The 22,029-nt window shown below is 75.1% G+C and carries 24 protein-coding genes and 1 tRNA gene; 21 read left to right on the top strand and 4 right to left on the bottom strand.

Features of this window, described 5'->3' with window-relative positions; all coding sequences use genetic code 11:
* The first annotated feature begins 35 nt into the window (after positions 1-35).
* A tRNA-Thr gene (locus ACI79Q_RS02280) sits at positions 36-108 on the top strand.
* A 219-nt stretch (positions 109-327) separates the two neighbouring features.
* Here the strand turns inward: ACI79Q_RS02280 and ACI79Q_RS02275 are convergent.
* Positions 328-822 carry an inorganic diphosphatase gene (locus tag ACI79Q_RS02275; RefSeq protein ID WP_456588151.1) on the bottom strand — a complete coding sequence of 165 codons (495 nt, stop codon included), beginning with the start codon at positions 820-822 and terminating at the stop codon, positions 328-330.
* Positions 823-878: 56 nt separating this feature from the next.
* Here ACI79Q_RS02275 and dacB point away from each other — a divergent pair, with 56 nt between their 5' ends.
* The 12 genes from dacB to ACI79Q_RS02215 all read left to right on the top strand — a co-directional run bounded on the left by dacB (position 879) and on the right by ACI79Q_RS02215 (position 11,842).
* Positions 879-2,303, top strand: coding sequence for a D-alanyl-D-alanine carboxypeptidase/D-alanyl-D-alanine endopeptidase (dacB, locus tag ACI79Q_RS02270; RefSeq protein ID WP_456614071.1), 1,425 nt, complete (start codon positions 879-881; stop codon positions 2,301-2,303).
* A gap of 48 nt (positions 2,304-2,351) precedes the next feature.
* On the top strand, positions 2,352-3,434 hold the full coding sequence (locus tag ACI79Q_RS02265; RefSeq protein ID WP_456599057.1) for a zinc-dependent metalloprotease: 1,083 nt from the start codon (positions 2,352-2,354) through the stop codon (positions 3,432-3,434).
* Between the two features lie 5 nt (positions 3,435-3,439).
* Entirely contained in the window at positions 3,440-4,468 is a 1,029-nt protein-coding gene (tilS, locus tag ACI79Q_RS02260) for a tRNA lysidine(34) synthetase TilS (RefSeq protein WP_456614070.1), read from the top strand.
* Positions 4,465-5,049 carry a hypoxanthine phosphoribosyltransferase gene (gene hpt / locus ACI79Q_RS02255; protein ID WP_456588147.1) on the top strand — a complete coding sequence of 195 codons (585 nt, stop codon included), beginning with the start codon at positions 4,465-4,467 and terminating at the stop codon, positions 5,047-5,049. Before tilS ends, hpt begins: the two co-directional genes overlap by 4 nt.
* A gap of 400 nt (positions 5,050-5,449) precedes the next feature.
* Entirely contained in the window at positions 5,450-7,417 is a 1,968-nt protein-coding gene (gene ftsH / locus ACI79Q_RS02250; protein ID WP_456595834.1) for an ATP-dependent zinc metalloprotease FtsH, read from the top strand.
* A 13-nt stretch (positions 7,418-7,430) separates the two neighbouring features.
* Positions 7,431-8,048 (top strand): GTP cyclohydrolase I FolE, encoded by a 618-nt coding sequence (gene folE / locus ACI79Q_RS02245; protein ID WP_456588145.1) that lies wholly within the window; start codon positions 7,431-7,433, stop codon positions 8,046-8,048.
* Positions 8,049-8,061: 13 nt separating this feature from the next.
* Entirely contained in the window at positions 8,062-8,925 is an 864-nt protein-coding gene (gene folP / locus ACI79Q_RS02240) for a dihydropteroate synthase (RefSeq protein ID WP_456595835.1), read from the top strand.
* Positions 8,909-9,280: a dihydroneopterin aldolase gene (gene folB, locus ACI79Q_RS02235; RefSeq protein ID WP_456588143.1), complete on the top strand. Its 372-nt coding sequence runs from the start codon at positions 8,909-8,911 to the stop codon at positions 9,278-9,280. The genes folP and folB overlap by 17 nt, the downstream gene beginning before the upstream one ends.
* Positions 9,277-9,783, top strand: a complete 507-nt coding sequence (gene folK / locus ACI79Q_RS02230; protein ID WP_456588142.1) for a 2-amino-4-hydroxy-6-hydroxymethyldihydropteridine diphosphokinase — start codon at positions 9,277-9,279, stop codon at positions 9,781-9,783. Before folB ends, folK begins: the two co-directional genes overlap by 4 nt.
* Before the next feature lie 7 nt (positions 9,784-9,790).
* The gene (locus ACI79Q_RS02225) at positions 9,791-10,306 is read left to right on the top strand and encodes a DUF3180 domain-containing protein (protein ID WP_456614069.1); all 516 of its coding nucleotides are present in this window, start codon (positions 9,791-9,793) and stop codon (positions 10,304-10,306) included.
* Between the two features lie 70 nt (positions 10,307-10,376).
* On the top strand, positions 10,377-11,303 hold the full coding sequence (locus ACI79Q_RS02220; RefSeq protein ID WP_456614068.1) for a helix-turn-helix domain-containing protein: 927 nt from the start codon (positions 10,377-10,379) through the stop codon (positions 11,301-11,303).
* Positions 11,297-11,842: a dihydrofolate reductase family protein gene (locus tag ACI79Q_RS02215; protein WP_456588139.1), complete on the top strand. Its 546-nt coding sequence runs from the start codon at positions 11,297-11,299 to the stop codon at positions 11,840-11,842. The genes ACI79Q_RS02220 and ACI79Q_RS02215 overlap by 7 nt, the downstream gene beginning before the upstream one ends.
* Here the strand turns inward: ACI79Q_RS02215 and ACI79Q_RS02210 are convergent.
* The gene (locus ACI79Q_RS02210; protein WP_456588138.1) at positions 11,839-13,029 is read right to left on the bottom strand and encodes an ABC transporter ATP-binding protein; all 1,191 of its coding nucleotides are present in this window, start codon (positions 13,027-13,029) and stop codon (positions 11,839-11,841) included. The genes ACI79Q_RS02215 and ACI79Q_RS02210 overlap by 4 nt on opposite strands.
* Positions 13,030-13,046: 17 nt before the next feature.
* Here ACI79Q_RS02210 and ACI79Q_RS02205 point away from each other — a divergent pair, with 17 nt between their 5' ends.
* The 3 genes from ACI79Q_RS02205 to ACI79Q_RS02195 all read left to right on the top strand — a co-directional run bounded on the left by ACI79Q_RS02205 (position 13,047) and on the right by ACI79Q_RS02195 (position 15,636).
* The gene (locus ACI79Q_RS02205; protein ID WP_456595840.1) at positions 13,047-13,766 is read left to right on the top strand and encodes an ABC transporter permease; all 720 of its coding nucleotides are present in this window, start codon (positions 13,047-13,049) and stop codon (positions 13,764-13,766) included.
* Positions 13,763-14,497 carry an ABC transporter permease gene (locus ACI79Q_RS02200; RefSeq protein WP_456588136.1) on the top strand — a complete coding sequence of 245 codons (735 nt, stop codon included), beginning with the start codon at positions 13,763-13,765 and terminating at the stop codon, positions 14,495-14,497. The genes ACI79Q_RS02205 and ACI79Q_RS02200 overlap by 4 nt, the downstream gene beginning before the upstream one ends.
* Positions 14,498-14,637: 140 nt before the next feature.
* Entirely contained in the window at positions 14,638-15,636 is a 999-nt protein-coding gene (locus tag ACI79Q_RS02195; protein WP_456614067.1) for a glycine betaine ABC transporter substrate-binding protein, read from the top strand.
* Positions 15,637-15,847: 211 nt separating this feature from the next.
* Here the strand turns inward: ACI79Q_RS02195 and ACI79Q_RS02190 are convergent, their stop codons facing one another.
* Positions 15,848-16,453 (bottom strand): DUF1684 domain-containing protein, encoded by a 606-nt coding sequence (locus ACI79Q_RS02190; protein WP_456614066.1) that lies wholly within the window; start codon positions 16,451-16,453, stop codon positions 15,848-15,850.
* Between the two features lie 82 nt (positions 16,454-16,535).
* Between ACI79Q_RS02190 and ACI79Q_RS02185 the strand changes: the two genes are divergently transcribed.
* Positions 16,536-17,939, top strand: coding sequence for a DUF6779 domain-containing protein (locus ACI79Q_RS02185; protein WP_456614065.1), 1,404 nt, complete (start codon positions 16,536-16,538; stop codon positions 17,937-17,939).
* Positions 17,940-17,942: 3 nt separating this feature from the next.
* Here ACI79Q_RS02185 and ACI79Q_RS02180 read toward each other — a convergent pair whose 3' ends face one another.
* A complete protein-coding gene (locus tag ACI79Q_RS02180; RefSeq protein WP_456599066.1) occupies positions 17,943-18,695 on the bottom strand; it encodes an SDR family oxidoreductase in 753 nt (250 codons plus the stop codon).
* Positions 18,696-18,968: 273 nt separating this feature from the next.
* Here ACI79Q_RS02180 and ACI79Q_RS02175 point away from each other — a divergent pair, with 273 nt between their 5' ends.
* From ACI79Q_RS02175 to ACI79Q_RS02160, 4 genes are read left to right on the top strand one after another with little or no spacing between them, the layout of a single operon-like run.
* A complete protein-coding gene (locus ACI79Q_RS02175) occupies positions 18,969-19,934 on the top strand; it encodes a Rossmann-like and DUF2520 domain-containing protein (protein WP_456588131.1) in 966 nt (321 codons plus the stop codon).
* Positions 19,931-20,785, top strand: a complete 855-nt coding sequence (gene panC, locus ACI79Q_RS02170; RefSeq protein ID WP_456599068.1) for a pantoate--beta-alanine ligase — start codon at positions 19,931-19,933, stop codon at positions 20,783-20,785. Before ACI79Q_RS02175 ends, panC begins: the two co-directional genes overlap by 4 nt.
* A complete protein-coding gene (panD, locus tag ACI79Q_RS02165) occupies positions 20,782-21,207 on the top strand; it encodes an aspartate 1-decarboxylase (protein ID WP_456614064.1) in 426 nt (141 codons plus the stop codon). The genes panC and panD overlap by 4 nt, the downstream gene beginning before the upstream one ends.
* A 4-nt stretch (positions 21,208-21,211) precedes the next feature.
* Complete coding sequence (locus ACI79Q_RS02160) at positions 21,212-22,018, top strand: type III pantothenate kinase (protein WP_456588128.1); 807 nt, start codon at positions 21,212-21,214, stop codon at positions 22,016-22,018.
* Positions 22,019-22,029: the final 11 nt, after the last annotated feature.

Genomic DNA, 22,029 nt, shown 5'->3' with positions numbered 1-22,029 from the left:
CGGCGCGGCCGTGTCGTAGGCTGTGCGGGCAGTCCGCCGCCTTAGCTCAGTCGGTAGAGCATCTCACTCGTAATGAGAAGGTCGTCGGTTCGATTCCGACAGGCGGCTCGCGCACACACGGGCCCGTCCGCGAGGACGGGCCCGTCGTCGTTCCCTGGCCCGCCGTGCAGCCGGACGCACATGGCGGCGGCCGGCCCGTCCGGGGCCCGCATCCGGACGACGAGCCCGACGGCCCTGCACCCGGGTACGGCTGATGGCGGCACGTCCCCAGGGGGACGTGCCGCCATCGGTGCACCCGACGCCCGGTCCGGAAGGCCGGGCGGGAGGTCAGTGGTGCGTGGAGTTGTTCTTGGCGCGCTCGATCGAGGCCAGGATCTCGGCCTCGGCCGCGTCGCGGCCGACCCACTCGGCGCCCTCGACCGACTTGCCCGGCTCGAGGTCCTTGTAGGTCTCGAAGAAGTGCTGGATCTCGAGGCGGTCGAACTCCGACACGTCCTCGATCTCCTTGAGGTGCGCCACCCGCGGGTCCGTCGCCGGGACGCAGAGGACCTTGTCGTCCCCTCCGGCCTCGTCGGTCATGCGGAACATGCCGATGGCCCGGCAGGTGACCAGGCACCCGGGGAACGTCGGCTCCTCGAGGATCACCAGGGCGTCCAGCGGGTCGCCGTCCTGCCCCAGGGTGTTCTCGATGTAGCCGTAGTCCGCCGGGTAGCGGGTGGAGGTGAACAGCATCCGGTCCAAGCGGATGCGTCCGGTCTCATGGTCCAGCTCGTACTTGTTCCGCTGGCCCTTCGGGATTTCTACCGTCACGTCGAACTGCACGGACGTAGTGTGGCCCACGGGGGACGATCCGGTCGGCGCAGGCCCCCCTGTGGGGGGTGGGCACCATCTCGTCGAGCGGCTCGACGATCGTCACGGCCAACTACGGCCGCTTCCGACGGCGCATGACGATCGGCGTCGTGGTCCTCGTGCTGCTGCTCGCCGCCGGGGGTGTCGGGCTCGGCGTCGCGCTCGGCGGCGACACGGGCCGGGACGGCGCTGTCGCCGTCCCCGACGCGGAGCTGCCCAGCCTGGGCGAGGCCGAGCCCGTCCTGGCCGGGCTGGCGGCCGACGCGCCCCTCCCGGACCCCGACGTCCTCGCGGCCACGCTGACCCCGCTGGTCACCGGCCCGCCGCTGGGGCCCGGGACGACGGCGCAGGTCATCGACGTCGCCACCGGTCAGGTGCTCTACGACCAGGACGCCGGCGCGCCCCTGACCCCGGCCTCCACCGCCAAGCTGCTCACCGCTGCCGCCGTGCTCACCACCCTCGACCCGGCCGACACGTTCGAGACCCGGGTCGTCAGCGGCGCCACCCCCGGCGAGGTGGTGCTCGTGGGCGGCGGGGACCCGACGCTGTCGCGCACCGAGCCGTCGCTGACCTATCCCGGCGCCCCGACCGTGGCCGACCTCGCCACCCAGGTGGTCGCCGCGCTCCCCGCCGGCACCGCCGTGACCCGCGTCGTGGTCGACAGCTCGCTGTTCAGCGGCCCGCTCACGGCCAGCGGCTGGGGTGCGGGGGACGCCCCCTCCAGCTACGCCGCGCCGATCACCGCCACCGCCGTCGACGGCGCCCGGGTCAGCCCCGGGGCGACCGCCCGGAGCGGGCAGCCCGGCCTGGACGCCGGCTCCGCCCTCGCCGACGCGCTCGGCGCGCCCGGCGCCGCCGTGGTCCTCGGGCAGGCCCCCGCCGGGGCGCGGACGCTCGGCACCGTGGAGTCCGCACCGGTCGCCCGGCTGGTCGAGCAGGCGCTGTCCATGTCCGACAACGTGCTCGCCGAGTCCCTTGCCCGGCACGTGGCGCTGTCACGGGGGGAGCCGGCGACGTTCGAGGGCGCGGCCCGGGCCATCGTCGACACGCTGGACGAGGCCGGCCTGGACGTCACCGGCGTCGCCCTCGCCGACGCCAGCGGCCTCTCCCGGGAGGACGTGGTGACCGCCGAGCTGCTCACCGCCCTGGTGCGCGGGGCTGCCGACGGCAGCCTCGGGAACGCCGCGGGCCTGCTCGCCGGGCTCCCGGTGGCCGGGTACGACGGCACCCTCGCCGACCGCGGCGACGACGACCCGGCGACCGCGCCGGGGACCGTCCGCGCGAAGACCGGCACGCTGCTGGGTGTCAACGCCCTCGCCGGCACCATCGTGACCGCGGACGGACGGCTGCTGGCCTTCGCCGTGGTGGCGGACGAGGCGACGGGCAGCGAGGTGGCTGCGGAGGCCGCGCTCGACGAGGTCGCCGCCACGCTGGCCGCCTGCGGCTGCCGGTGACGCCGCGGCCCGCCGGGCCGGGGGGTGCTCCACGCGTACGGTGAGGCGATGAGCAGCGCCTCCTCGATGGTCGACTGGGATCTCGCCGGACGCACGGCCCGCCGGCTGGTGAGCAGCGGCCCGAGCACGACCCGGGAGGAGGCCGCCGCCGTCGTCGCCGAGCTGCACCGGGCCGCGGCCACCGCCGTCGCACACGTCGAGGCCCTCACCGGGTTGCGGCCCGCCCCCGGGGGCGCGGTCCCGGAGGTCGTCGTCGTCGACCGTCCGGGTTGGGCGGACGCCAACGCCCGCGGCATGGCGGCCCTGCTCGACCCGCTGGTGCACAAGCTGACCGAGCGCCAGGAGAGCCGTCCCGGCGCCCTCGCCACGGCCATCGGCTCCCGCGCCACCGGGCTGCAGGCCGGTGGGCTGCTGGCCTTCCTGTCCTCGCGGGTGCTCGGCCAGTACGAGGTCTTCGGCACCGGTGGCCGGCTGCTGCTGGTGGCGCCGAACATCGTGGCGACCGAGCGGAAGCTGGGCGTCGACCCGTCGGACTTCCGGCTCTGGGTCTGCCTGCACGAGGTCACCCACCAGCTGCAGTTCACCGGCGTCCCCTGGCTGACCGGCTACCTCGAGTCGCAGATCGCGGAGTTCGTCGCCGCCACCGACCTGGCCCCGGACGTGCTGCGCGAGCGCCTGCAGGACCTGCTGCGCGGCCTCGCCGACGCGGTGCGGGGCGGGGACGGCGGCTCCGAGGGGCTGCTGGCGCTGGTGCGCGACCCGCGGCAGCGGGCCGTGCTGGACCGGGTGACCGCGGTGATGAGCCTCGTCGAGGGCCACGCCGAGTACGTCATGGACGGTGTCGGGCCCGACGTGGTCCCGTCGGTGCGCACCCTGCGCAAGCGGTTCGCGCAGCGCCGCAAGGGTCGCGGACCGCTCGACCGCGTGATGCGCCGGCTGCTGGGGCTGGAGCAGAAGATGAAGCAGTACGCCGACGGCCGGCACTTCGTCGGCGGGGTGGTCGAGCTCGCCGGCATGGAGGGCTTCAACCGGGTCTGGGAGGGGCCGGCGAACCTGCCGCTGGTCGACGAGCTCACCGCGCCCGAGCGGTGGGTGGAGCGGGTGCTCGGCCGCCCGGCGCTCCCCGCCTGAGGCCGGTGGCCGGGCCACCTCGCGCGGTCGCCGCGGTGCGGCTCGCGGTCCGCGCCGGGCTGCGGTCCGGCGCGGGCCCGGTGCTCGCCGCCTGCAGCGGGGGAGCGGACTCGCTGGCCCTGGCCGCCGCACTCGCCTTCGAGGCGCGGTCCGCCGGCGTGCGCGTCGGCGCGGTCACCGTCGACCACGGCCTGCAGCCCGGTTCGGGCGCGCGTGCGGAGAGCACGGCCGCGCTGCTGCGGCAGCTGGGCCTGGACCCGGTGCTGGTGCTGCCCGTGCGGGTGGCCGGCCCCGGTGGCCCCGAGGCGGCGGCCCGCACCGCCCGCTACGCCGCGCTGGCCGCCGCGGCGCGGGAGCGCGGCGCCCGGGTCGCCCTCGGGCACACGCTGGACGACCAGGCGGAGACGGTCCTGCTCGGCCTGGGCCGCGGCTCCGGGCCCCGGTCGGTCGCGGGCATGGTGCCCTTGCGGGTCTCCGACGGCGTCTCCTGGTGGCGGCCGCTGCTCGGCGTCCGCCGCGAGACCACCCGGCGGGCTTGCGCGGACCAGGGGCTGCCCGTGTGGGACGACCCGTGGAACACCGACCCCGCCTACACCCGGGTGCGGCTGCGCACCGAGGTCCTGCCGCTGCTGGAGGAGGTCCTCGGCGGCGGTGTGGCGCCGGCGTTGGCGCGCACCGCGGGGATGCTCCGGGAGGACCTCGACGCGCTCGACGACCTGGCGGCCGCCGAGCTCGCCCGGCTGGCCGCGGAGTCCGGCGACGGCGGCCTGCCCGCCCGGCCGCTGGAAGCGCTGCCGGCCGCGCTCCGCCGGCGCGTGCTCCGCGGGTGGCTGCGCGGTGCCGGGGTCCCCGACCTGCAGGCGGTCCACCTGCGCGCGGTCGAGAGCCTGGTCACCGGCTGGCGGGGGCAGGGCGTGGTCGACCTACCCGGCGGCGCGGGCGTCGTCCGGGCGTCTGGCAGTCTGGTGCTGCTGCCGCCGGAGGCTCGGCGCAGCACCCCCGGAACCGCACCCCACGAGGAGCACACTCCGTGACGGAGCCTGCCAGCACGCCCGGCGCACTCGGTCCCGACCACGGCTACGGCCCGGACATCGACCACGTCCTGCTCAGCGAGGCGCAGATCCGCGACAAGATCGCCGAGCTCGCCGCGGCGGTCGCCGCCGACTACGCGGGCAGGGAGGTCCTGCTCGTCGGCGTGCTCAAGGGCGCGGTGCTGTTCATGAGCGACTTCGCCCGCGCGCTCCAGCTGCCCACCCAGATGGAGTTCATGGCGGTTTCCTCCTACGGGTCCGCCACCAGCTCCTCGGGTGTCGTGCGCATCCTCAAGGACCTCGACCGGGACATCACCGGCAAGCACGTGCTGGTGCTCGAGGACATCATCGACTCCGGGCTGACGCTCTCCTGGCTGCTCAAGAACCTCGGCGGCCGGAACCCCGCGTCGCTGGAGGTCTGCACGCTGCTCCGCAAGCCCGACGCGGTCAAGGTGGAGGTGCCGGTGAAGTACGTCGGCTTCGACATCCCGAACGAGTTCGTCGTCGGCTACGGCCTGGACTACGCCGAGCGGTACCGCGACCTGCCCTACATCGGCACGCTCAAGCCCGAGGTCTACGCCTGACACGTCGTCGTCCTCCGGACGACGACCGCGGCCGGGTGCCGTGCCCCGGCTGCGCTTGAGCCCTCCCGTCGCGGCCGGTGAGGAGCCTCCGGGCCCGTCGCCGGCTGCGACCCTCGCGGGGCGGATCACCTCCGGTGCCGCGACCGCCTGCCGTCCCCGCCCCGTGGCCCGCGCGTCTGCCGTGACCGGCGAGGACCCTCCGGGCCCGTCGCCGGTCACGTCGCCCGGGCGGGGGACGTTCCCAGCTCGCACGCAGGGATCGCCCAGGTGCACCGGTGTACCGTCGATCCCGACGACGCTGCACCGAGCGCCGGGGTCCGTGCCCGGGCCGTGGCGGCGTCCCCGGGACGGTCAGGAGGGTCGACGGGCGAGCCGGCACGCCGGCGCCCGGCATCGGTGTATGGAACGTAAGAAGATCTTCCGCTCCGTGTGGTTCTGGGTGGTCCTGGTCATCCTGCTGGCCCTGACCGTCTCGTCGCTGTTCAGCGGTGAGGGCAACCGCCAGGAGATCACCACCTCGACGGCCCTCGAGCAGATCGAGAGCGGCAACGTCGAGTCGGCGACGCTCAACACCAAGGAGCAGACGCTCGACCTGGAGCTGACCGACGAGGTCGAGGGCAGCACCGAGGTCACCACCTCCTACCCGGTGGCGGTCGAGGGCGACATCGTCGACCTCCTGCGCGCCCAGGAGGACGAGCAGTTCGACACCAACGTCACCCAGGACAGCCTGCTGGTCAGCCTGCTGGTCAGCTTCCTGCCGTTCCTGATCCTGCTCCTGCTGCTCTTCTGGCTGTTCAACTCCATGCAGGGCGGCGGCCGGGGCGTCATGGCCTTCGGCAAGTCGAAGGCCAAGCAGATCACCAAGGACATGCCGAAGACGACGTTCGCCGACGTCGCCGGCGCCGACGAGGCGATCGAAGAGCTGCACGAGATCAAGGACTTCCTCGCCAACCCGGTGAAGTTCCAGGCCGTCGGCGCGAAGATCCCCAAGGGCGTGCTGCTCTTCGGCCCGCCCGGCACCGGCAAGACCCTGCTGGCCCGCGCGGTCGCCGGCGAGGCGGGCGTGCCGTTCTTCTCGATCTCCGGGTCGGACTTCGTCGAGATGTTCGTCGGTGTCGGTGCCAGCCGGGTCCGCGACCTGTTCACCCAGGCCAAGGAGAACTCCCCGGCGATCATCTTCGTCGACGAGATCGACGCCGTCGGGCGGCAGCGCGGCGCCGGCATGGGCGGCGGGCACGACGAGCGCGAGCAGACGCTCAACCAGATGCTCGTCGAGATGGACGGCTTCGACGTCAAGGGCGGGGTCATCCTGATCGCCGCGACCAACCGGCCCGACGTCCTGGACCCCGCGCTGCTGCGCCCGGGTCGCTTCGACCGGCAGATCGCCGTCGACCGCCCCGATCTCGAGGGTCGCAAGAAGATCCTCGAGGTGCACGCCAAGGGCAAGCCGCTCGCGCCCGACGTCGACCTGGAGACCGTGGCCCGCCGCACGCCGGGCTTCACCGGCGCCGACCTCGCCAACGTGCTCAACGAGGGCGCGTTGCTCACCGCCCGCAACAACGGCTCGATGATCACCGACGCGACCCTCGAGGAGGCGATCGACCGCGTCATCGCCGGCCCCGAGCGCAAGACGCGGGCGATGAGCGAGAAGGAGAAGAAGGTCACCGCCTACCACGAGGGCGGGCACGCCCTGGTGGCGCACGCGCTGCCCAACCTGGACCCGGTGCACAAGGTGACGATCCTGCCCCGCGGCCGCTCGCTGGGGCACACCCTCGTGCTGCCGACCGAGGACAAGTACACCCAGACCCGGTCGGAGATGATCGACACCCTCGCCTACGCCCTCGGCGGGCGGGCCGCCGAGGAACTCGTCTTCCACGAGCCGACCACCGGGGCCGGCAACGACATCGAGAAGGCCACCTCGATGGCCCGCGCGATGGTGACCCAGTACGGCATGAGCGCCAAGCTGGGCGCGGTGAAGTACGGCAGCAGCGACTCCGAGCCGTTCCTCGGCCGGGACATGGGGTCCCGCCCCGACTACTCCGAGGCCGTCGCCGCCGACATCGACGCGGAGATCCGCGCCCTGATCGAGGCCGCGCACGACGAGGCGTGGGAGATCCTGGTCGAGTACCGCCACGTCCTCGACCAGCTCGTGCTCGAGCTGATCGAGAAGGAGACGCTCTCCAAGGACGACATGGCGCGCATCTGCGCTCCGGTCGCCAAGCGGCCGGCCCTCGCCCCGTACAACGGCTTCGGCAAGCGCACCCCGTCCGACCAGCCGCCGGTGCTGACGCCGGCGGAGCGGGCCGGGCAGAACGGGTCGGGGGCCACCAGCCCGGTCGGTGACGTCGGGGCCCCGGTCCAGCGATGAGCCGGGACCACCGATGAGCGAGATCCCGGCCGAACCCGCCGACCAGCTGCTGACCCCGGCGCCGGGGGTGGACCAGGAGCGGGCCGCGGCGGCGGTCCGGGAGCTGCTGCTCGCCATCGGCGAGGACCCGGACCGGCCGGGCCTGCAGGACACCCCGGCGCGCGTCGCGCGGGCCTACGCGGAGACCTTCGCCGGGCTGGCGCAGGACCCGTACGACATCCTCGCGACCACGTTCGACGAGGACCACGACGAGCTGGTGCTGGTCAAGGACATCCCGATGTACTCGACCTGCGAGCACCACCTGGTGCCCTTCCACGGGGTCGCGCACGTCGCCTACATCCCGGGGCAGGACGGCCGGGTGACCGGGCTGTCCAAGCTGGCCCGGCTGGTCGAGGTCTACGCCCGCCGGCCGCAGGTGCAGGAGCGGATGACCCGGCAGATCGCCGACGCCCTCGACGACGCCCTCAAGCCGCGCGGCGTGCTGGTCGTGGTCCAGGCCGAGCACCTGTGCATGGCGATGCGCGGCGTCCGCAAGCCCGGTTCCTCCACGGTCACCTCCGCGGTCCGCGGCATCTTCCGCGAGAACGCGGCCACCCGCAGCGAGGCCATGGCCCTCGTGCTCGGCCGGTGAGCGGGGCGCGTCGATGAGCCCCGCCGCGCTGCCCCGTCCGGGTCACTGCCTGGTGATGGGCGTCCTCAACGTCACGCCCGACTCCTTCTCCGACGGCGGCTGCTTCGCCGACCCCGCCACCGCGATCGCGCACGGACTGGCCATGCACGGCGCGGGCGCCGACTACGTCGACGTCGGCGGGGAGTCCACCCGCCCGGGAGCCGACCGGGTGGACGCCGAGGAGGAGTGCCGCCGCGTGCTCCCGGTCATCCGGGAGCTCTCCGCCGCGGGCGTGCGCACCAGCGTCGACACCACCCGCGCCGAGGTGGCCGAGGCGGCGCTGCACGCCGGCGCGGTGCTGGTCAACGACGTCAGCGGTGGGCTGGCGGACAAGAACATGGCCGACCTGGTGGCCGAGGCGGGCGTGCCCTGGGTGCTCATGCACTGGCGCGGGCACAGCCGGGAGATGTACGCGGCGGCGCAGTACGGCGACGTCGTCACCGAGGTCTGCGCCGAGCTCACCGCCCGGGTGGAGGACGTCGTCGCCGCCGGGGTGCGCCCCGACCAGCTGGTCCTCGACCCCGGCCTGGGCTTCGCCAAGCGCGCCGAGCACAACTGGGCGCTGCTGGCCGGGCTCGACCGGCTCGTGGCCGTGGGGCTGCCGGTGCTCGTCGGCGCCTCGCGCAAGACCTTCCTGGGCCGGCTGCTCGCCGACGCCGACGGCGTCCCCCGCCCGGCCGAGGAGCGCGACGCCGCGACCCTGGCCACCACGGTGCTCGCCGCGCAGGCCGGGGCCTGGGGCGTACGGGTGCACGACGCCGCCGGCTCGGTCGACGCCATCCGCACCGTGGCCGCCGTCCGCGCGGCGAGAGGAGCCGGCCGTGGCCAGCACCCCTGACCGGATCGTCGTCCGGGGCATCCGCGCCCACGCCCACCACGGCGTCTACGCCTTCGAGCGCGAGCGCGGGCAGATGTTCCGGGTGGACGCCGTCCTGGAGCTGGACACCACCGCCGCGGCCGCGGCCGACGACCTCGCGCGGACGGTGAACTACGCCGACCTGGCCCAGCGGTTGCACCACGTGGTCGCGGGGGAGCCGGTCAACCTGCTCGAGACCCTCGCCCAGCGGCTGGCCGACGTCTGCCTGGCCGACGAGCTCGTCGACGCCGTCGAGATCACCGTGCACAAGCCGCAGGCCGAGCTGGGGGTGCCGTTCGACGACGTCGAGGTCACCATCCGCAGGGAGCGCCGGTGAGCCGCGCCGTCCTCTCGCTGGGCGCCAACCTGGGCGACCGCGCCGGCGCGCTGCGCACCGCGCTCACCGCGCTGAAGGACGACGGCGTGCTCGTCGCCCGCTCCACGCTGTACGAGACCCCGCCGTGGGGGCCGGTCGAGCAGCCGCCGTACCTCAACGCGATTGCCGTCGTCCGCGGCGAACGGGATGCCCGGGGCTGGCTCGCGCGGGCGCAGGAGCTGGAGCAGGCGGCCGGCCGCACCCGCGAGGTGCGCTGGGGCGCCCGCACGCTCGACGTCGACGTGGTCACCGTGACCGGTGACGACGGCGCCCCCGTGCTCTCCGACGACCCCGCGCTGACCCTGCCGCACCCGCGGGCGCACGAACGGGCGTTCGTGCTGGTGCCTTGGCTGACCCTCGACCCGACCGCAGTCCTCCCGGGCCGCGGCCGGGTTGCCGACCTGGTGGCCGCGCTCGACCCCGCCGACGTGGCGGCGGTCGTGCGCTGGGACCACCTGCACTGAGGACGCCGTGACCCCCGTCCGCCGCCGCGACCTCGTCGTCCTCGCCCTCGGGCTCACCGTGGCCGCGTGGCTGCTGGTGCGCGCCTGGTACGGCGACCTGCCGCCGTTGCGCTGGTGGCTGCCGGCGCCGCTGGCAGTGCTGGCCCTGGCCGAGGCGCTGGGGGCCCGGGTGCTGCGCTCCCGCCTGCACGCGCTGCGCGAGGCACGGGCCGGCCGCGGCCCCCGGGAGCGCGACGCCGCGAGCGTCCGCCCGGTCGAGCCGATGCTCGTCGCCCGGCTGGCGGTGCTCGCCCAGGCCAGCGCCTACGTGGGCGCCGTCTTCACCGGCGTCTGGCTCGGCGTCCTCGCCTACACCGGCCCCGCGGTGGGCCGGTTGCAGTACGCCGGCAGCGACACGGTGACCGCGCTGCTCGGCCTCGTCACGGCCCTCGCGCTGGTCGCCGCGGCGCTGTGGCTGGAGTCGGTGTGCCGCGTCCCGCCGGGCTCGTCCGACGACGATCCGGCCCCCGGGGTCTCGGCCTAGCGCTCGCCCGGCCCCGCGCCGGGCAAGAACGGTCAAGCGCCGGCGGCTCCCGGGACGGCACGCTGCAGGCATGACGGGACGCGACCGCCTCCGCGAACTCCTCGACGCCGTGCTGGACGAGGAGAACCACACTCTCGCCGAGATGGCCGGCGACGCCTACGCCTCCCCGTTCCACTTCAGCCGGGTCCTGTCCCGGGAGGCCGGGGAGGCGCCCGTGGCGATGCGGCGCCGGGTGATGCTCGAGCGCGCCGCCTGGCAGCTGCGGCAGGGCAGCAGCGTCACCGAGGCCGCGTGGGCGGCCGGGTACGAGTCGGTCGAGGGGTTCAGCCGGGCCTTCACCCGCGCCTACGGCCGGCCGCCCAGCGCGGTGGACGCCGGGTCCGGCCACTGGCTGCCGGCGCCCAACGGCATCCACTTCCACCCGCCCACGTCCCTGTGGGTGCAGAGCACGGAGCACGCGATGAACCCGCTCACCGAGCAACTGGTGGCGCACGACCTCGACGACACCCGGCACCTGCTCGAGGCGGCGAAGGGGCTGACCGACGAGGAGTTCCGCGCGACGCGGCTGCCCGGCCTGGTCGTGCTGCCGTGGGACGGCCCGGAGGAGTCGATGCAGGCGGTGCTGACGCACCTGGTCTACACGGTCGAGGTCTGGCTGGCGTCGATCGAGGGGCGCGACGTGCCCGACCGTCACGCCGACGCGGACCCCGCCACGTTGCTGGAGCGGCACGACGCCGTGGCTCCCCGGTGGCTCGCGGTGATCCGCGACGTCGACCGCCGGGGCGGCTGGGACGACCGGCTGATCGACGCGCTCTGCGAGCCGCCGGAGAGCTTCGTCCTGAGCGGCGTCGTCGCCCACGTGCTCACCTTCTCGGCCCACCGGCGTCAGCTGGTCCGGCACCTGCTGCGGACGGCGGGCCGCCGGATCGACACCGGCGACCCCATCGACTGGCTCCGCGCCCGCCGCGGCGAGACCCCTGGAGGAGACCCGTGCTGACCTACTACACCGCCACCACCCTCGACGGCTGGATCGCCGACCCGCAGGACTCCCTCGACTGGCTGCTGCGCCAGCCGCACGACGAGGCGGGTGCCTTCGGCATGGACGCCTTCATGGCCGGGATCGGCGCCCTGGTCATGGGGTCGACGACCTACGAGTGGGTCCTGGAGCACGAGGCCGGCAAGCCGTGGCCCTACACGCTGCCGACGTGGGTGATGACCTCGCGCCACCTGGTAGCGGCAGGGCCCGCGGTCCGGTTCGCCTCCGGGGACGTCCGTGCCGTCCACGAGGCGATGACCGCGGCGGCGGGCGGGAAGGACCTCTGGCTGGTCGGCGGGGGCGACTTGGCCGGTCAGTTCGCCGAGGCCGGGCTGCTGGACGAGGTCGTGGTCTCGATCGCGCCGGTGACCCTCGGCGCGGGCCGGCCGCTGCTCCCGCGCCGGCTGGACCTCGAGCTGGTCGAGTCAGCGGTCAACGGGGCGTTCGTCAGCGCGCGGTACCGGGTGGCCGGCCCGCTGCTGGAGGACCGGCGTCCCTAGGCCGACGCGGCTCCGGCCGTCTCCGGCACCCGCCCCTCCACCGAGCGGCGCAGCGCCGAGTGCAGCGACTCCGGCGTGAGGACGCCGAGGAACTGGTCCCCGTCGAGCACCGCCACCCACCCCGCCTCGTGCTGCAGCATCGTGGCGAACGCCGTCTTCAGCGACGCCTCGCGCGGCACCCAGGCCTCCATCCGCCGGGCCGCGGATCCGACGGTCCCGCCGCCCGTGGCGCGGTCCGGCGACAGCCAGCCGTGCAGGTGCTCGGCGTCGTCGAGCACCACGGCCCAGCGCGCGCCGGACCGCTGCAGCGCCGACCGGGCGTCGGCCAGCCCGTCGTCGACGTGCAGCACCGGCGGCTGCTCCAGGTCCTCGGGGTCGATGCCGGTGACGGCGAGCCGCTTGAGGCCCCGGTCCGCGCCGACGAAGTCGGCCACGAACTCGTTCGCCGGCCGGCCCAGCAGGTCGGCGGGGGTGGCGAACTGCTCGACCCGGCCGCCCTCGCTCATGACCGCGATGCGGTCGCCGATCCGCACGGCCTCCTCGATGTCGTGGGTGACGAAGACGATGGTCTTGCGCACCGTGGCCTGCAGCCGCAGGAACTCCGCCTGCAGCCGCTCGCGAACCACGGGGTCGACGGCGGAGAACGGCTCGTCCATGAGCAGCACCGGCGGATCGGCGGCCAGCGCCCGGGCCACCCCGGCCCGCTGGCGCTGCCCGCCGGAGAGCTGGGCGGGGTAGCGGTCGCCGTGCACCGCCGGATCGAGGCCCACGGTGGCCAGCAGCTCGTCGACCCGCGCCCGGATCTCCCTCTTGTCCCAGCCCAGCAGCCGGGGGACCGTTCCGACGTTGGCGCGGATCGTCTGGTGCGGGAAGAGGCCGACGTTCTGGATGACGTAGCCGATGCGGCGGCGCAGCTCCACCGGATCGGCCCGGGTGACGTCGTCGCCGCCGATCACGATGCGGCCGGTGGTGGGCTCGATGATCCGGTTGATCATCTTCATCGTGGTCGTCTTCCCGCAGCCGGACGGGCCGACCAGCACGGTCAGCTCGCCCGCGGCGAAGGTGAGGTCGAGCTCGGCCACGCCCACGGTGCCGTCGTCGTAGACCTTGCCCACGCCCTCCAGCCGGATCTCCGCCGCGTCACCGGACGCGCTCGCGGTCGGTGGAGTGTGCGCAGTAGCGTCCACGGGGTGGCCCTCCTGGGATGCGCCCGGTGCTGAGCGCGGGTGCGGGTACGTCCGCCTCCGGCGCGGTGCTGGCCGTGGACGGGGCGCCGAACCCGTGGTTCGACGCAACCTACGTGGTGGCGAACTGGGACACCATTCTGCGGTACCTCGGGGAGCACGTCAGGCTCACCGTCGCCGCCGTCGTCATCGGGGCGCTCGTCGCCCTGCCGCTGGCCCTGCTCGCCCGTCGCGTCCGGTGGCTGGCCGGCCCGGTGCTCGGCTTCTCCTCGATCGTCTACACGATCCCGTCGCTGGCGATGTTCGCCCTGATCTTCCCGTTCACCGGGCTGACGGCGACGACGGTGCTGATCGGGCTGGTCGTCTACTCGCTGGTGATCCTGGTCCGCAACTTCCTGACCGGCCTGCAGGGCGTGCCGGCGGAGGTGCGCGAGGCCGCGCAGGGCATGGGCTACGGCCGGATCCGGCTGTTCTGGCAGATCGACCTGCCGCTGGCGCTGCCGGCGTTCATGGCCGGGCTGCGGATCGCCACCGTCTCCACCGTCGCGCTCACCACCGTGGGTGTCCTGGTGGGGCACGGCGGGCTTGGCCAGCTGATCTTCGGCGGCTTCAACGCCAATTTCTACCGGGCCGAGATCGTCACCGGCGCGGTCGGCTGCGTGCTGCTCGCGCTGCTGGCCGACCTGCTGCTCGCCGGCGCGGAACGGCTGCTCACCCCGTGGGCGAGGGCGCGGTCGTGACCGGCTTCGGCGACGCCCTCGTCTACCTCAACGACCCGTACAACTGGACCCGGCCCGGCGGGCTGCTGGACCTGCTCGTCGAGCACCTCGCGGTCTCGGCGATCGCCGTCCTCGCCGCCCTGGTTCTCGCGCTGCCCCTGGGCATCGCCCTGGGCACCAGCGGGCGCGGCGGGGGAGCGGTGGTCGTCCTGTCGAACGTCAGCCGCGCGGTGCCCACGCTCGCGCTGCTCACCCTGTTCGCGGTCAGCCCGATCGGCTTCGGCAACCGGGCCACGGCGATCGCCCTGGCCGTGTTCGCCTTCCCGCCCATCCTCACCAACACCTACGTCGGCTTCCGGGGGGTGGACGGCGACGTCCGCGAGGCCGCCCGCGCCATGGGCATGACCCGAGGGCAGGTGCTGCGCCGGGTCGACCTGCCGCTGGCGCTGCCCCTGGTCATGACCGGGGTGCGCACCGCCGCCGTGCAGGTGGTGGCGACGGCCGGGCTTGCGGCACTCGTCGGCGGGGGTGGCCTGGGCCGGGTGGTCAACCTCGGGTTCGGCCAGCAGGACTACGGGCTGATCATCGCCGGCGCGATCGTCATCGCGGCGCTGGCGCTGCTCACCGAGCTGGTGCTGGTGGTGCTCTCCTGGGCGGCGCGGCCCGGGCCGAAGCGGGTGCCCCTCGTGACCGGTCGCCGGCGGGCCGTGCGGGGAGAGCCCGAGCTGACCGCGACCGGCGTCCCCCAGTGATCACACGTCGGTAACGGATCCCCGGGCGCCGGATACCCGATTGCGTGGTGCACAACGGGACGGTTCGATGGTGGCGCGGGAGTCCTCCCGCCAGACACGCGTGCCGACCGGCACGGGACACAGAAGGCGGGCCTCCGACCATGCGCGCACGAATCCGTTCCCTCGCTCCACTCGCCCTCGCCGTCGCGCTGACCGCGGCCTGCGGGGAGTCGGGGTCCTCCGGCACCGGGGGCGCGGGGGACACCGGCGGCGGCCAGGCCTCCGGCGACGCTTGCGCCCCGGTCGCCGGCGACCAGCTCGTCGTCCTCGACGACGACCAGGACCTGCAGAACGCCGACAACATCATCCCGGCGGTCAACGTGGCCGCGGCCGAGGCGAACCCGGCGCTGCTGCCGGCGCTGGACGCCGTCTCGGCGGAGCTCACCACCGAAGACCTCATCGACATGAACGCCGCGGTCGACGTCGAGCGGCAGAACGCCGAGGACGTCGCCGCCGCCTGGGTCGAGGAGAACGTCGACACCGCCGGCCTCGCCCAGGGCAGCGGCCCGATCGTCGTGGGCGCCGCCAACTTCACCGAGTCGACGATCCTCGCCACCATCTACGCCGACGTCCTCAGCGCCGCCGGGTTCGACGCCTCCGTCCGGGAGGCCGGCAACCGGGAGCTGTACCTGCAGGCGCTGCGCAACGGGGAGATCCAGGTCTTCCCCGAGTACCTGGCCACCGTCACCGAGACGCTCGAGGGTGACGAGCAGAACCAGGTCGCCAGTGGCGACGTCCAGGAGACGCTGGCGGCCCTCCAGCCGCTGGCCGAGGAGGCTGGCCTGGTCGTCGGGGAGCCGGCGGAGGCCGCCGACCAGAACGCCTTCGCCGTCACCCAGGCCTTCGCCGACGAGCTGGGGGTCAGCACCCTCTCCGAGCTCGCGGAGGCCTGCGGGGACGGCTCGCTCGTCCTCGGCGGGCCGACCGAGTGCCCGACCCGGCCGTTCTGCCAGCCGGGGCTGGAGGAGACCTACGGCCTGGAGTTCGCCGAGTTCCGGGCGCTGGACACCGGCGGCCCGCTGACCAAGGCGGCGCTGCAGCGGGGCGAGATCTCCCTCGGCCTGGTGTTCAGCTCCGACGGCGCCCTCGCGCAGGGCTGACCGCCGTCCCGGCCCACCCCTCGGGCTCGCTCCTGGCTCACCACTCGGGGTCCTGGCTCACCGTCGACGCTGAGCCAGGACCCCTGACGATCAGTAGAAGGACCGCCCTTCCCCCCACGCCTCGGACGCTCGGCGCGGGACCCTGAAGGGCGGCCGTTCCAGCACGTCACGGGCTCGCGGCGGGTCCCTGCACGGGGGCCGTTCCAGCACGTCACGTCCAGCCGCCGGGGGGCAGCTGTTCCCCGGCGGCGACCGCAGTCGGCACCCGGTTGCCCTCCGGTGCCAGCGGGCACGACCAGCGCGGGTCGTAGGCGCACGACGGGTGGTAGGCGAAGTTGAGGTCGACCACCAGCCGGTCGCCGTCGCTGCCGAGGTCCGCGCCCTTCACCGTGTCCAGCAGGTAGCGGCCACCGCCGTAGGTGGTGTCGCCGGCGGTCCCATCGCGCAGCGGCAGGAAGACCCCACCCCCGTAGAGGGCGATCCACCAGACGTCCAGCCGGCCGACGCCGGGCAGCGCCACCGCCCCGATCCGCTCCAGCGGCACCACGCCGTCGGCGGCCGTCGGTACCTCCAGGCGCCGGGGTCCCGCGGGCTCGAGCACCGGCTCGAACCGCAGCCCCGGGTCGTACGGGGCGACCGGCAGACCGCGGAAGGCCGCCCGGGCGGCCGGGTCCAGCGGCGACTGCGGGTGGCCGGCGAAGAGCTCGTCGCGGCCGTCCCGCCACCGCTGCCAGCCCCGTTCGGGATCGGGGTCGTCCCGGACGGCGGCGTGCAGCGCGGCCACCCGGCGGCGCCAGTCGAGCAGGGAGAGGGTCACCTCCGCACTGTTGCACCTGTGGCCACTGTGGGCACGGGGGCGAATGCTCCCCGTGAACGCCGCACGTCGTTACGCTGGAGCCATGCCCCGCCGCGAGGACGACGACGTCGACCGCGGCCCGGCCGCTCCGGGTCCTCGGACGCTGCTGCAGGCCGGCGGTTTCCTGCTCGCCGCCGGCGCCACGCTCGCCGTCTTCCTGACCGACAACGCCCAGCTGCTGCGGGTGGCGGTCGTCGCTGTGGCCTGGGCGTTCGTGCTCGCCACCTTCGCCGCCGGCCGGCGCGGCACCGACCGGGTGCGCGCCGAGGCCCGCGAGGCCGGCCTGCGGCGCGCCTACGAGCGGGAGCTGGAGCGGGAGGTCGCCGCCCGCCGCGAGTACGAGCTGGAGCTCGAGAACGAGCTGCGTCGCGAGACCGAGGACGCGATGCGCGACGAGCTGGATGCGCTGCGCGGCGAGATCGCCTCCCTGACCGGCCTCCGCGACGAGATCGCCCGGGTGGCCGGCATGCGGGGGGAGATCGCCGCGCTCGGCGAGCTGCGCGACGAGGTCGCCCGCGTGGCCGCGCTCCGTGACGACGTCGCCGCGCTGACCGGCCTGCGCACCGAGCTCGGGCAGCTGGGGGCGCTGCGGGAGGACATGGGCCGCTTGCGCGCCGAGCTCGCCGAACAGCTGTCCAGCGAGATGCTGGTCGAGCGGATCGTCATGCGCACCCAGGCCAGCCGGGTGGACGGGCCGGCCCGCACCCTCGACGGCGGCGCGGCGTGGAGCGACGACGCACCGCCGCGCGAGCTGACCGGGGGGTGGCCGGCCATCCGGCTGGACGAGCCACGCCCCACCCAGCAGTTCGAGCAGGTGCGCACGAGCACCAGCACGTGGTCCTCCGCCCCGCCACCGGCTCCGGCCGTCCCCGTGACGCCGCCGGTCCGCCCCGCCGCGTCCGCGCCGCCGGTCCCGCCGCCGCTGCGTCCTCCGGTCCCGCCGGTGCCGGGCCGCCCGGCCGCACCGGTGCCTTCGGGGTTCGGCCGACACGAGCGCGCCGCGGCGCACGAGGACGACCCCTACCTCGGGTCGCGGCACGCCCCGGCCGAGCCCCCGCCGCCGGTTCCCGTCGCGTCGCCCGTGGTCACGCCCTCGGCCCCGCGGCCGCCGGCCGACCCGCCGCAGTCCCCGCTGGAGTGGCTGGCCGCCCGGTCCCTGCTGGACGCGCCCGCCCCGCCCCGGGTCGACGACGCACCCCGCCGCCGGCGCACCGACGAGCCGGCGGAGCCGCCGCTGCCCGCCGAGTTCACGCCCACCACCGCGCACCCCGCGGTGACGCCGGAATGGACGGCGCAGCCGGAGGAGGAGCGGGCGGAGACCTCCGACCGGCTGGCGCGGATCCTGGCCGAGAACGCCGTCAGCCCGGTCTCCGGCGGGCGCCGCCGGCGGCGGTACCGGGAGGACGGCGAGAGCGACGACGTCCTGGCCCGGGTCCTCGGCCGCTGAGCCTCACCGCGGACCGCGGGACAGCCCACCCCCGTCGAGCACCAGCGTCTGGCCGGTGACCCAGCCGGCGCCGTCGCCCAGCAGGTAGGCGGCGGCCTCGCCGACATCCTCGGGCGTCCCCAGGCGCGCCATCGGGTAGACCGCCGCGGCCTCCGCCTCCCGGCCCTCGAACAGGGCTCCGGCGAAGCGGGTCTTCACCACCGCGGGGGCGACCGCGTTCACCCGCACCTTGGGTGCGAGCTCCACGGCCAGCTGGGTGGTGAGGTTGATCAGCGCCGCCTTGCTCACGCCGTAGGCGCCGATCTCCGGCGAGGAGCGCAGCCCCGCCACGGAGGCGACGAACAGCACGGAGCCGCCGTGCTCGGCCATCCAGGCCCGCCAGGCCTCCTGCACCAGGCCCAGCGAGGCGACGACGTTCGTGTCCAGGATCTTCCGGCAGGCGTCGAGGTCCAGGTCCATCAGCGGCCCGTACGCCGGGTTGATGCCGACGTTGCCGACCAGCACGTCCAGGCTGCCGAACGTCTCGATCGCCGTGCGCACCGCGGTGGCCCGGTGCTCCGGGTCCCCGGCGTTGCCGGCGACCGCCACGGCCACCTCCGGCCCGCCCAGCGCCTCGACCGCCTCGGCCAGCGCGTCGGACTTGCGGGCGGTGAGCACCACTCTCGCCCCGCGCTCGACCAGGCTCCGGGCGATGCCCAGGCCGATGCCCCGGCTGCCGCCGGTGACCAGTGCGGTCCGTCCCTCGAACGTGTGCACGCTGCCTCCTTCGCCGATGTGCCGGCCGTCACGGTAGGGCGGGGCCCCCGCCAGGTCCCGACCGGGGCCCCGGACCGACGTGAGCCAGGACACAGCAACGAGGCGTTGCGTCGGACGCGTAGGGGTCACAGACTCGCCATCGGTACGTCGCCCGCGTGACACATCCGGTTGCAGCGGGCGCCGGACCGGAGCAGGACCGAACGACCACCGCGATCCGTGTGGATCGCGCCCGACGTCCGGTACCCGTCAGGGACTGGAACGAGAGGTGCACCGATGCCTGCTCCCCGCAGGACCGTCCGTGCGTTGCTGGGCCCGGCCCGCACGCACGCCCGCCCGGCCGACGCGCCCGCCCGCCTCCGCGTGGGCGTCATCGGCGCCGGCCGCGTCGGCGCCGTCCTGGGCGCCGCGCTCGCCGCCGCCGGCCACGACGTCGTCGCCGCGTCCGGGCTGTCCGCAGCCTCCGCCGAGCGCGCCGAGCGGCTGCTGCCCGGCGTCCCCCTCATCCCGGCCGACGCGGTGGTGGCCGCCGCCGACCTGGTCGTCCTCGCCCTTCCCGACGACACCCTGGCGGGCCTCGTCTCCGGGCTGGCCGAGACCGGCGCCTGGCGCGCCGGTCAGCTGGTGTTCCACACGTCCGGGGCGCACGGGCTGGCCGTGCTCGCCCCCGCCGAGCAGGCCGGGGTGCTCGCCCTGGCGCTGCACCCGGCCATGACCTTCTCCGGCGTCGCGGAGGACGCCGACCGGCTCGACGGCGCCCCGTTCGGCGTGACCAGCCGCCCGGAGCACCGCCCCGTGGCCGAGACCCTCGTGCTGGAGATGGGCGGCGAGCCGTTCTTCGTCGCCGAGGCCGACCGCCCGCTCTACCACGCGGCGCTGGTCACCGGCGCGAACCACCTGGTCACCCTGGTGGCCGAGGCCGCCGACCTGCTGCGCACCGCCGGAGTGGCCGAACCCGGCCGCGTGCTGGCGCCGCTGCTCACCGCCGCGCTCGACAACGGCCTGCGCCGGGGTGACCGAGGGCTCACCGGACCGGTCAGCCGCGGCGACGCCGGCACCGTCGCGCGCCACCTGGGGACCCTCACCGAGCGAGCCCCGGGGTCGGTGGCCGCCTACGTCGCCATGGCACAGCGCACCGCGGAGCGGACCCTCGCCGCCGGCCGGCTCAAGGACCACGAGGCTGCGCCGCTGCTCGAGCTGCTCGCCGCCGCCCGGCACGACGATCCGGCCGGGTCCCGATGACCGTCGGCACCCGGCCCGCCGTCGCCGCCTCCGCCGCCGAGCTGCGCCGGCTGGTCGACGCGCTGCCCGGCCCGGTCGCCCTGGTGCCCACCATGGGCGCCCTGCACGAGGGGCACCGCACCCTCGTCCGCGCCGCCCGCGAGCGCGCCGGCAGCGTCGTCGTCTCGGTGTTCGTGAACCCGACGCAGTTCGGGCCGGGCGAGGACTTCGACCGCTACCCGCGCACCTGGGACGCCGACCTCGCCGCGCTGGCCGAGGAGGGCGCCGACGTCGTCTTCCACCCGCCGGTCGAGGAGGTCTACCCCGCCGGCGCGGTGGGGGTGACCGTCGACCCCGGCCCGCTGGGGTCGGTCCTGGAGGGGGCGGTGCGCCCCGGGCACTTCGCCGGGGTGCTCACCGTCGTCGCCAAGCTCTTCGGCCTGGTGCGGCCCGACCTCGCCCTCTTCGGCGAGAAGGACTACCAGCAGCTGACCCTGATCCGCGCCATGGCCCGCGAGCTCGCGCTCGGCGTGGAGGTGGTCGGCGTCCCGACGGTGCGGGAGGACGACGGGCTGGCGCTGTCCAGCCGCAACCGCTACCTCTCGCCGGAAGAACGGGCCCGGGCAGCGACGTTGCACCAGGCACTGCGCGCCGGTGCGGACGCCGGCCCGCACGGCGCCGAGGCCGTCCTCGCCGCCGCCCGCGCCGTCCTGGCCGAAGCCCCCGACCTGGTCCAGGACTACCTGGAACTGACCGATACCGATCTGGGACCGGCGCCGGCCGCCGGCCCCGCCCGCCTGCTCGTCGCGGTCCGCGCGGGCAGCACCCGGCTCCTCGACAACACGGCAGTCCGACTGGGAGGCCCCCGATGATGCGCACGATGCTCAAGTCCAAGATCCACCGCGCCACTGTCACCCAGGCCGACCTGCACTACGTGGGCTCGGTGACCGTCGACGAGGACCTCCTCGACGCCGCCGACCTGCTGCCCGGCGAGCAGGTCGCCATCGTCGACATCACCAACGGCGCCCGCCTGGAGACCTACGTCATCCCCGGTGAGCGGGGCAGCGGCGTCATCGGCATCAACGGTGCCGCCGCCCACCTCGTGCACCCCGGCGACATGGTCATCCTGATCAGCTACGGCGTCATGGACGAGACCGAGGCCAAGAGCTACATCCCGAGGGTCGTCCACGTCGACGGCGCCAACCGCGTCGTCGAGCTCGGCGGCGACCCGTCGGCCCCGGTGCCCGGTGCCGCCGACCAGCAGCGCAGCGACGTCGGCGTCCCGATCCGGTGACCCGGTGCTGCTGACCGTCGACGTCGGCAACAGCCAGACCGTCCTCGCCACCTTCGACGGCGCCCGCCGGGTCGGCTCCTGGCGGGTGACGACCGCGCCCCGGGCCACCGCCGACGAGCTGGGCATGCTCTGGCGGGGCCTGCTGCGCGACACGGAGGTCACCGGGGTGGCCGCCTGCTCCACCGTGCCCGCGCTGCTGCCGGCGCTGCGCCAGCTGCTGGACTCCCTCGAGGTGCCGGTGGTGCTCATCGGCCCGGGCGTGCGCACCGGAGTCCCGCTGCACGTGGACAATCCCCGCGAGGTGGGGGCGGACCGCGTGGTCACGGCGCTGGCCGCGCACGAGCTGTTCGGCCGGGCACCCGGCGGCGGGACCCGGCCGGTGGTCGTCGTCGACTTCGGCACCTCCACCAACGTCGACGCCGTCGGCCCGGACGGGCAGTTCCTCGGGGGCGCCCTCGCGCCGGGGGTCGAGGTCAGCCGCGACGCGCTGGCCAGCCGGGCCGCCCAGCTGCGCTCGGTCGAGCTCTCCTGCCCGCCGCAGGCGATCGGGAAGAACACCGTCGCCGCGCTGCAGGCGGGGCTGGTGCTCGGGTTCGCCGGCCTGGTCGACGGGCTGGTCGGCCGGATCTCGGCGGAGCTGGTGTCGCAGTTCGGCACCCCACCGGTCGTCGTCGCGACCGGCGGGCTGGCCCCGCTGCTCGTCGACAGCTGCCGCACCATCGGCGAACGCGAGCCCGACCTGACGGTGCACGGGCTGCGGCTGGCCTTCCAGCGGCAGCAGGCCGCCGAGCGGCGGGTGGCCGCCCCGTAGGCTGGGTTCCC

The organism is Blastococcus sp. SYSU DS0828, assembly GCF_054050975.1.
Note: the sequence above shows the minus strand (reverse complement) of the source record. Positions and strands in the feature narration are given on the sequence as shown.

Excerpts from the sequence above, each read along its gene's own strand:
- ACI79Q_RS02265 (WP_456599057.1), top strand. The coding sequence starts at position 2,352 with ATGAGCAGCGCCTCCTCGATGGTCGACTGGGATCTCGCCGGACGCACG.
- ftsH (WP_456595834.1), top strand. The coding sequence starts at position 5,450 with ATGGAACGTAAGAAGATCTTCCGCTCCGTGTGGTTCTGGGTGGTCCTG.
- folE (WP_456588145.1), top strand. The coding sequence starts at position 7,431 with ATGAGCGAGATCCCGGCCGAACCCGCCGACCAGCTGCTGACCCCGGCG.
- folP (WP_456595835.1), top strand. The coding sequence starts at position 8,062 with ATGAGCCCCGCCGCGCTGCCCCGTCCGGGTCACTGCCTGGTGATGGGC.
- ACI79Q_RS02220 (WP_456614068.1), top strand. The coding sequence starts at position 10,377 with ATGACGGGACGCGACCGCCTCCGCGAACTCCTCGACGCCGTGCTGGAC.
- ACI79Q_RS02205 (WP_456595840.1), top strand. The coding sequence starts at position 13,047 with ATGCGCCCGGTGCTGAGCGCGGGTGCGGGTACGTCCGCCTCCGGCGCG.
- ACI79Q_RS02195 (WP_456614067.1), top strand. The coding sequence starts at position 14,638 with ATGCGCGCACGAATCCGTTCCCTCGCTCCACTCGCCCTCGCCGTCGCG.
- ACI79Q_RS02185 (WP_456614065.1), top strand. The coding sequence starts at position 16,536 with ATGCCCCGCCGCGAGGACGACGACGTCGACCGCGGCCCGGCCGCTCCG.
- ACI79Q_RS02175 (WP_456588131.1), top strand. The coding sequence starts at position 18,969 with ATGCCTGCTCCCCGCAGGACCGTCCGTGCGTTGCTGGGCCCGGCCCGC.
- panC (WP_456599068.1), top strand. The coding sequence starts at position 19,931 with ATGACCGTCGGCACCCGGCCCGCCGTCGCCGCCTCCGCCGCCGAGCTG.
- panD (WP_456614064.1), top strand. The coding sequence starts at position 20,782 with ATGATGCGCACGATGCTCAAGTCCAAGATCCACCGCGCCACTGTCACC.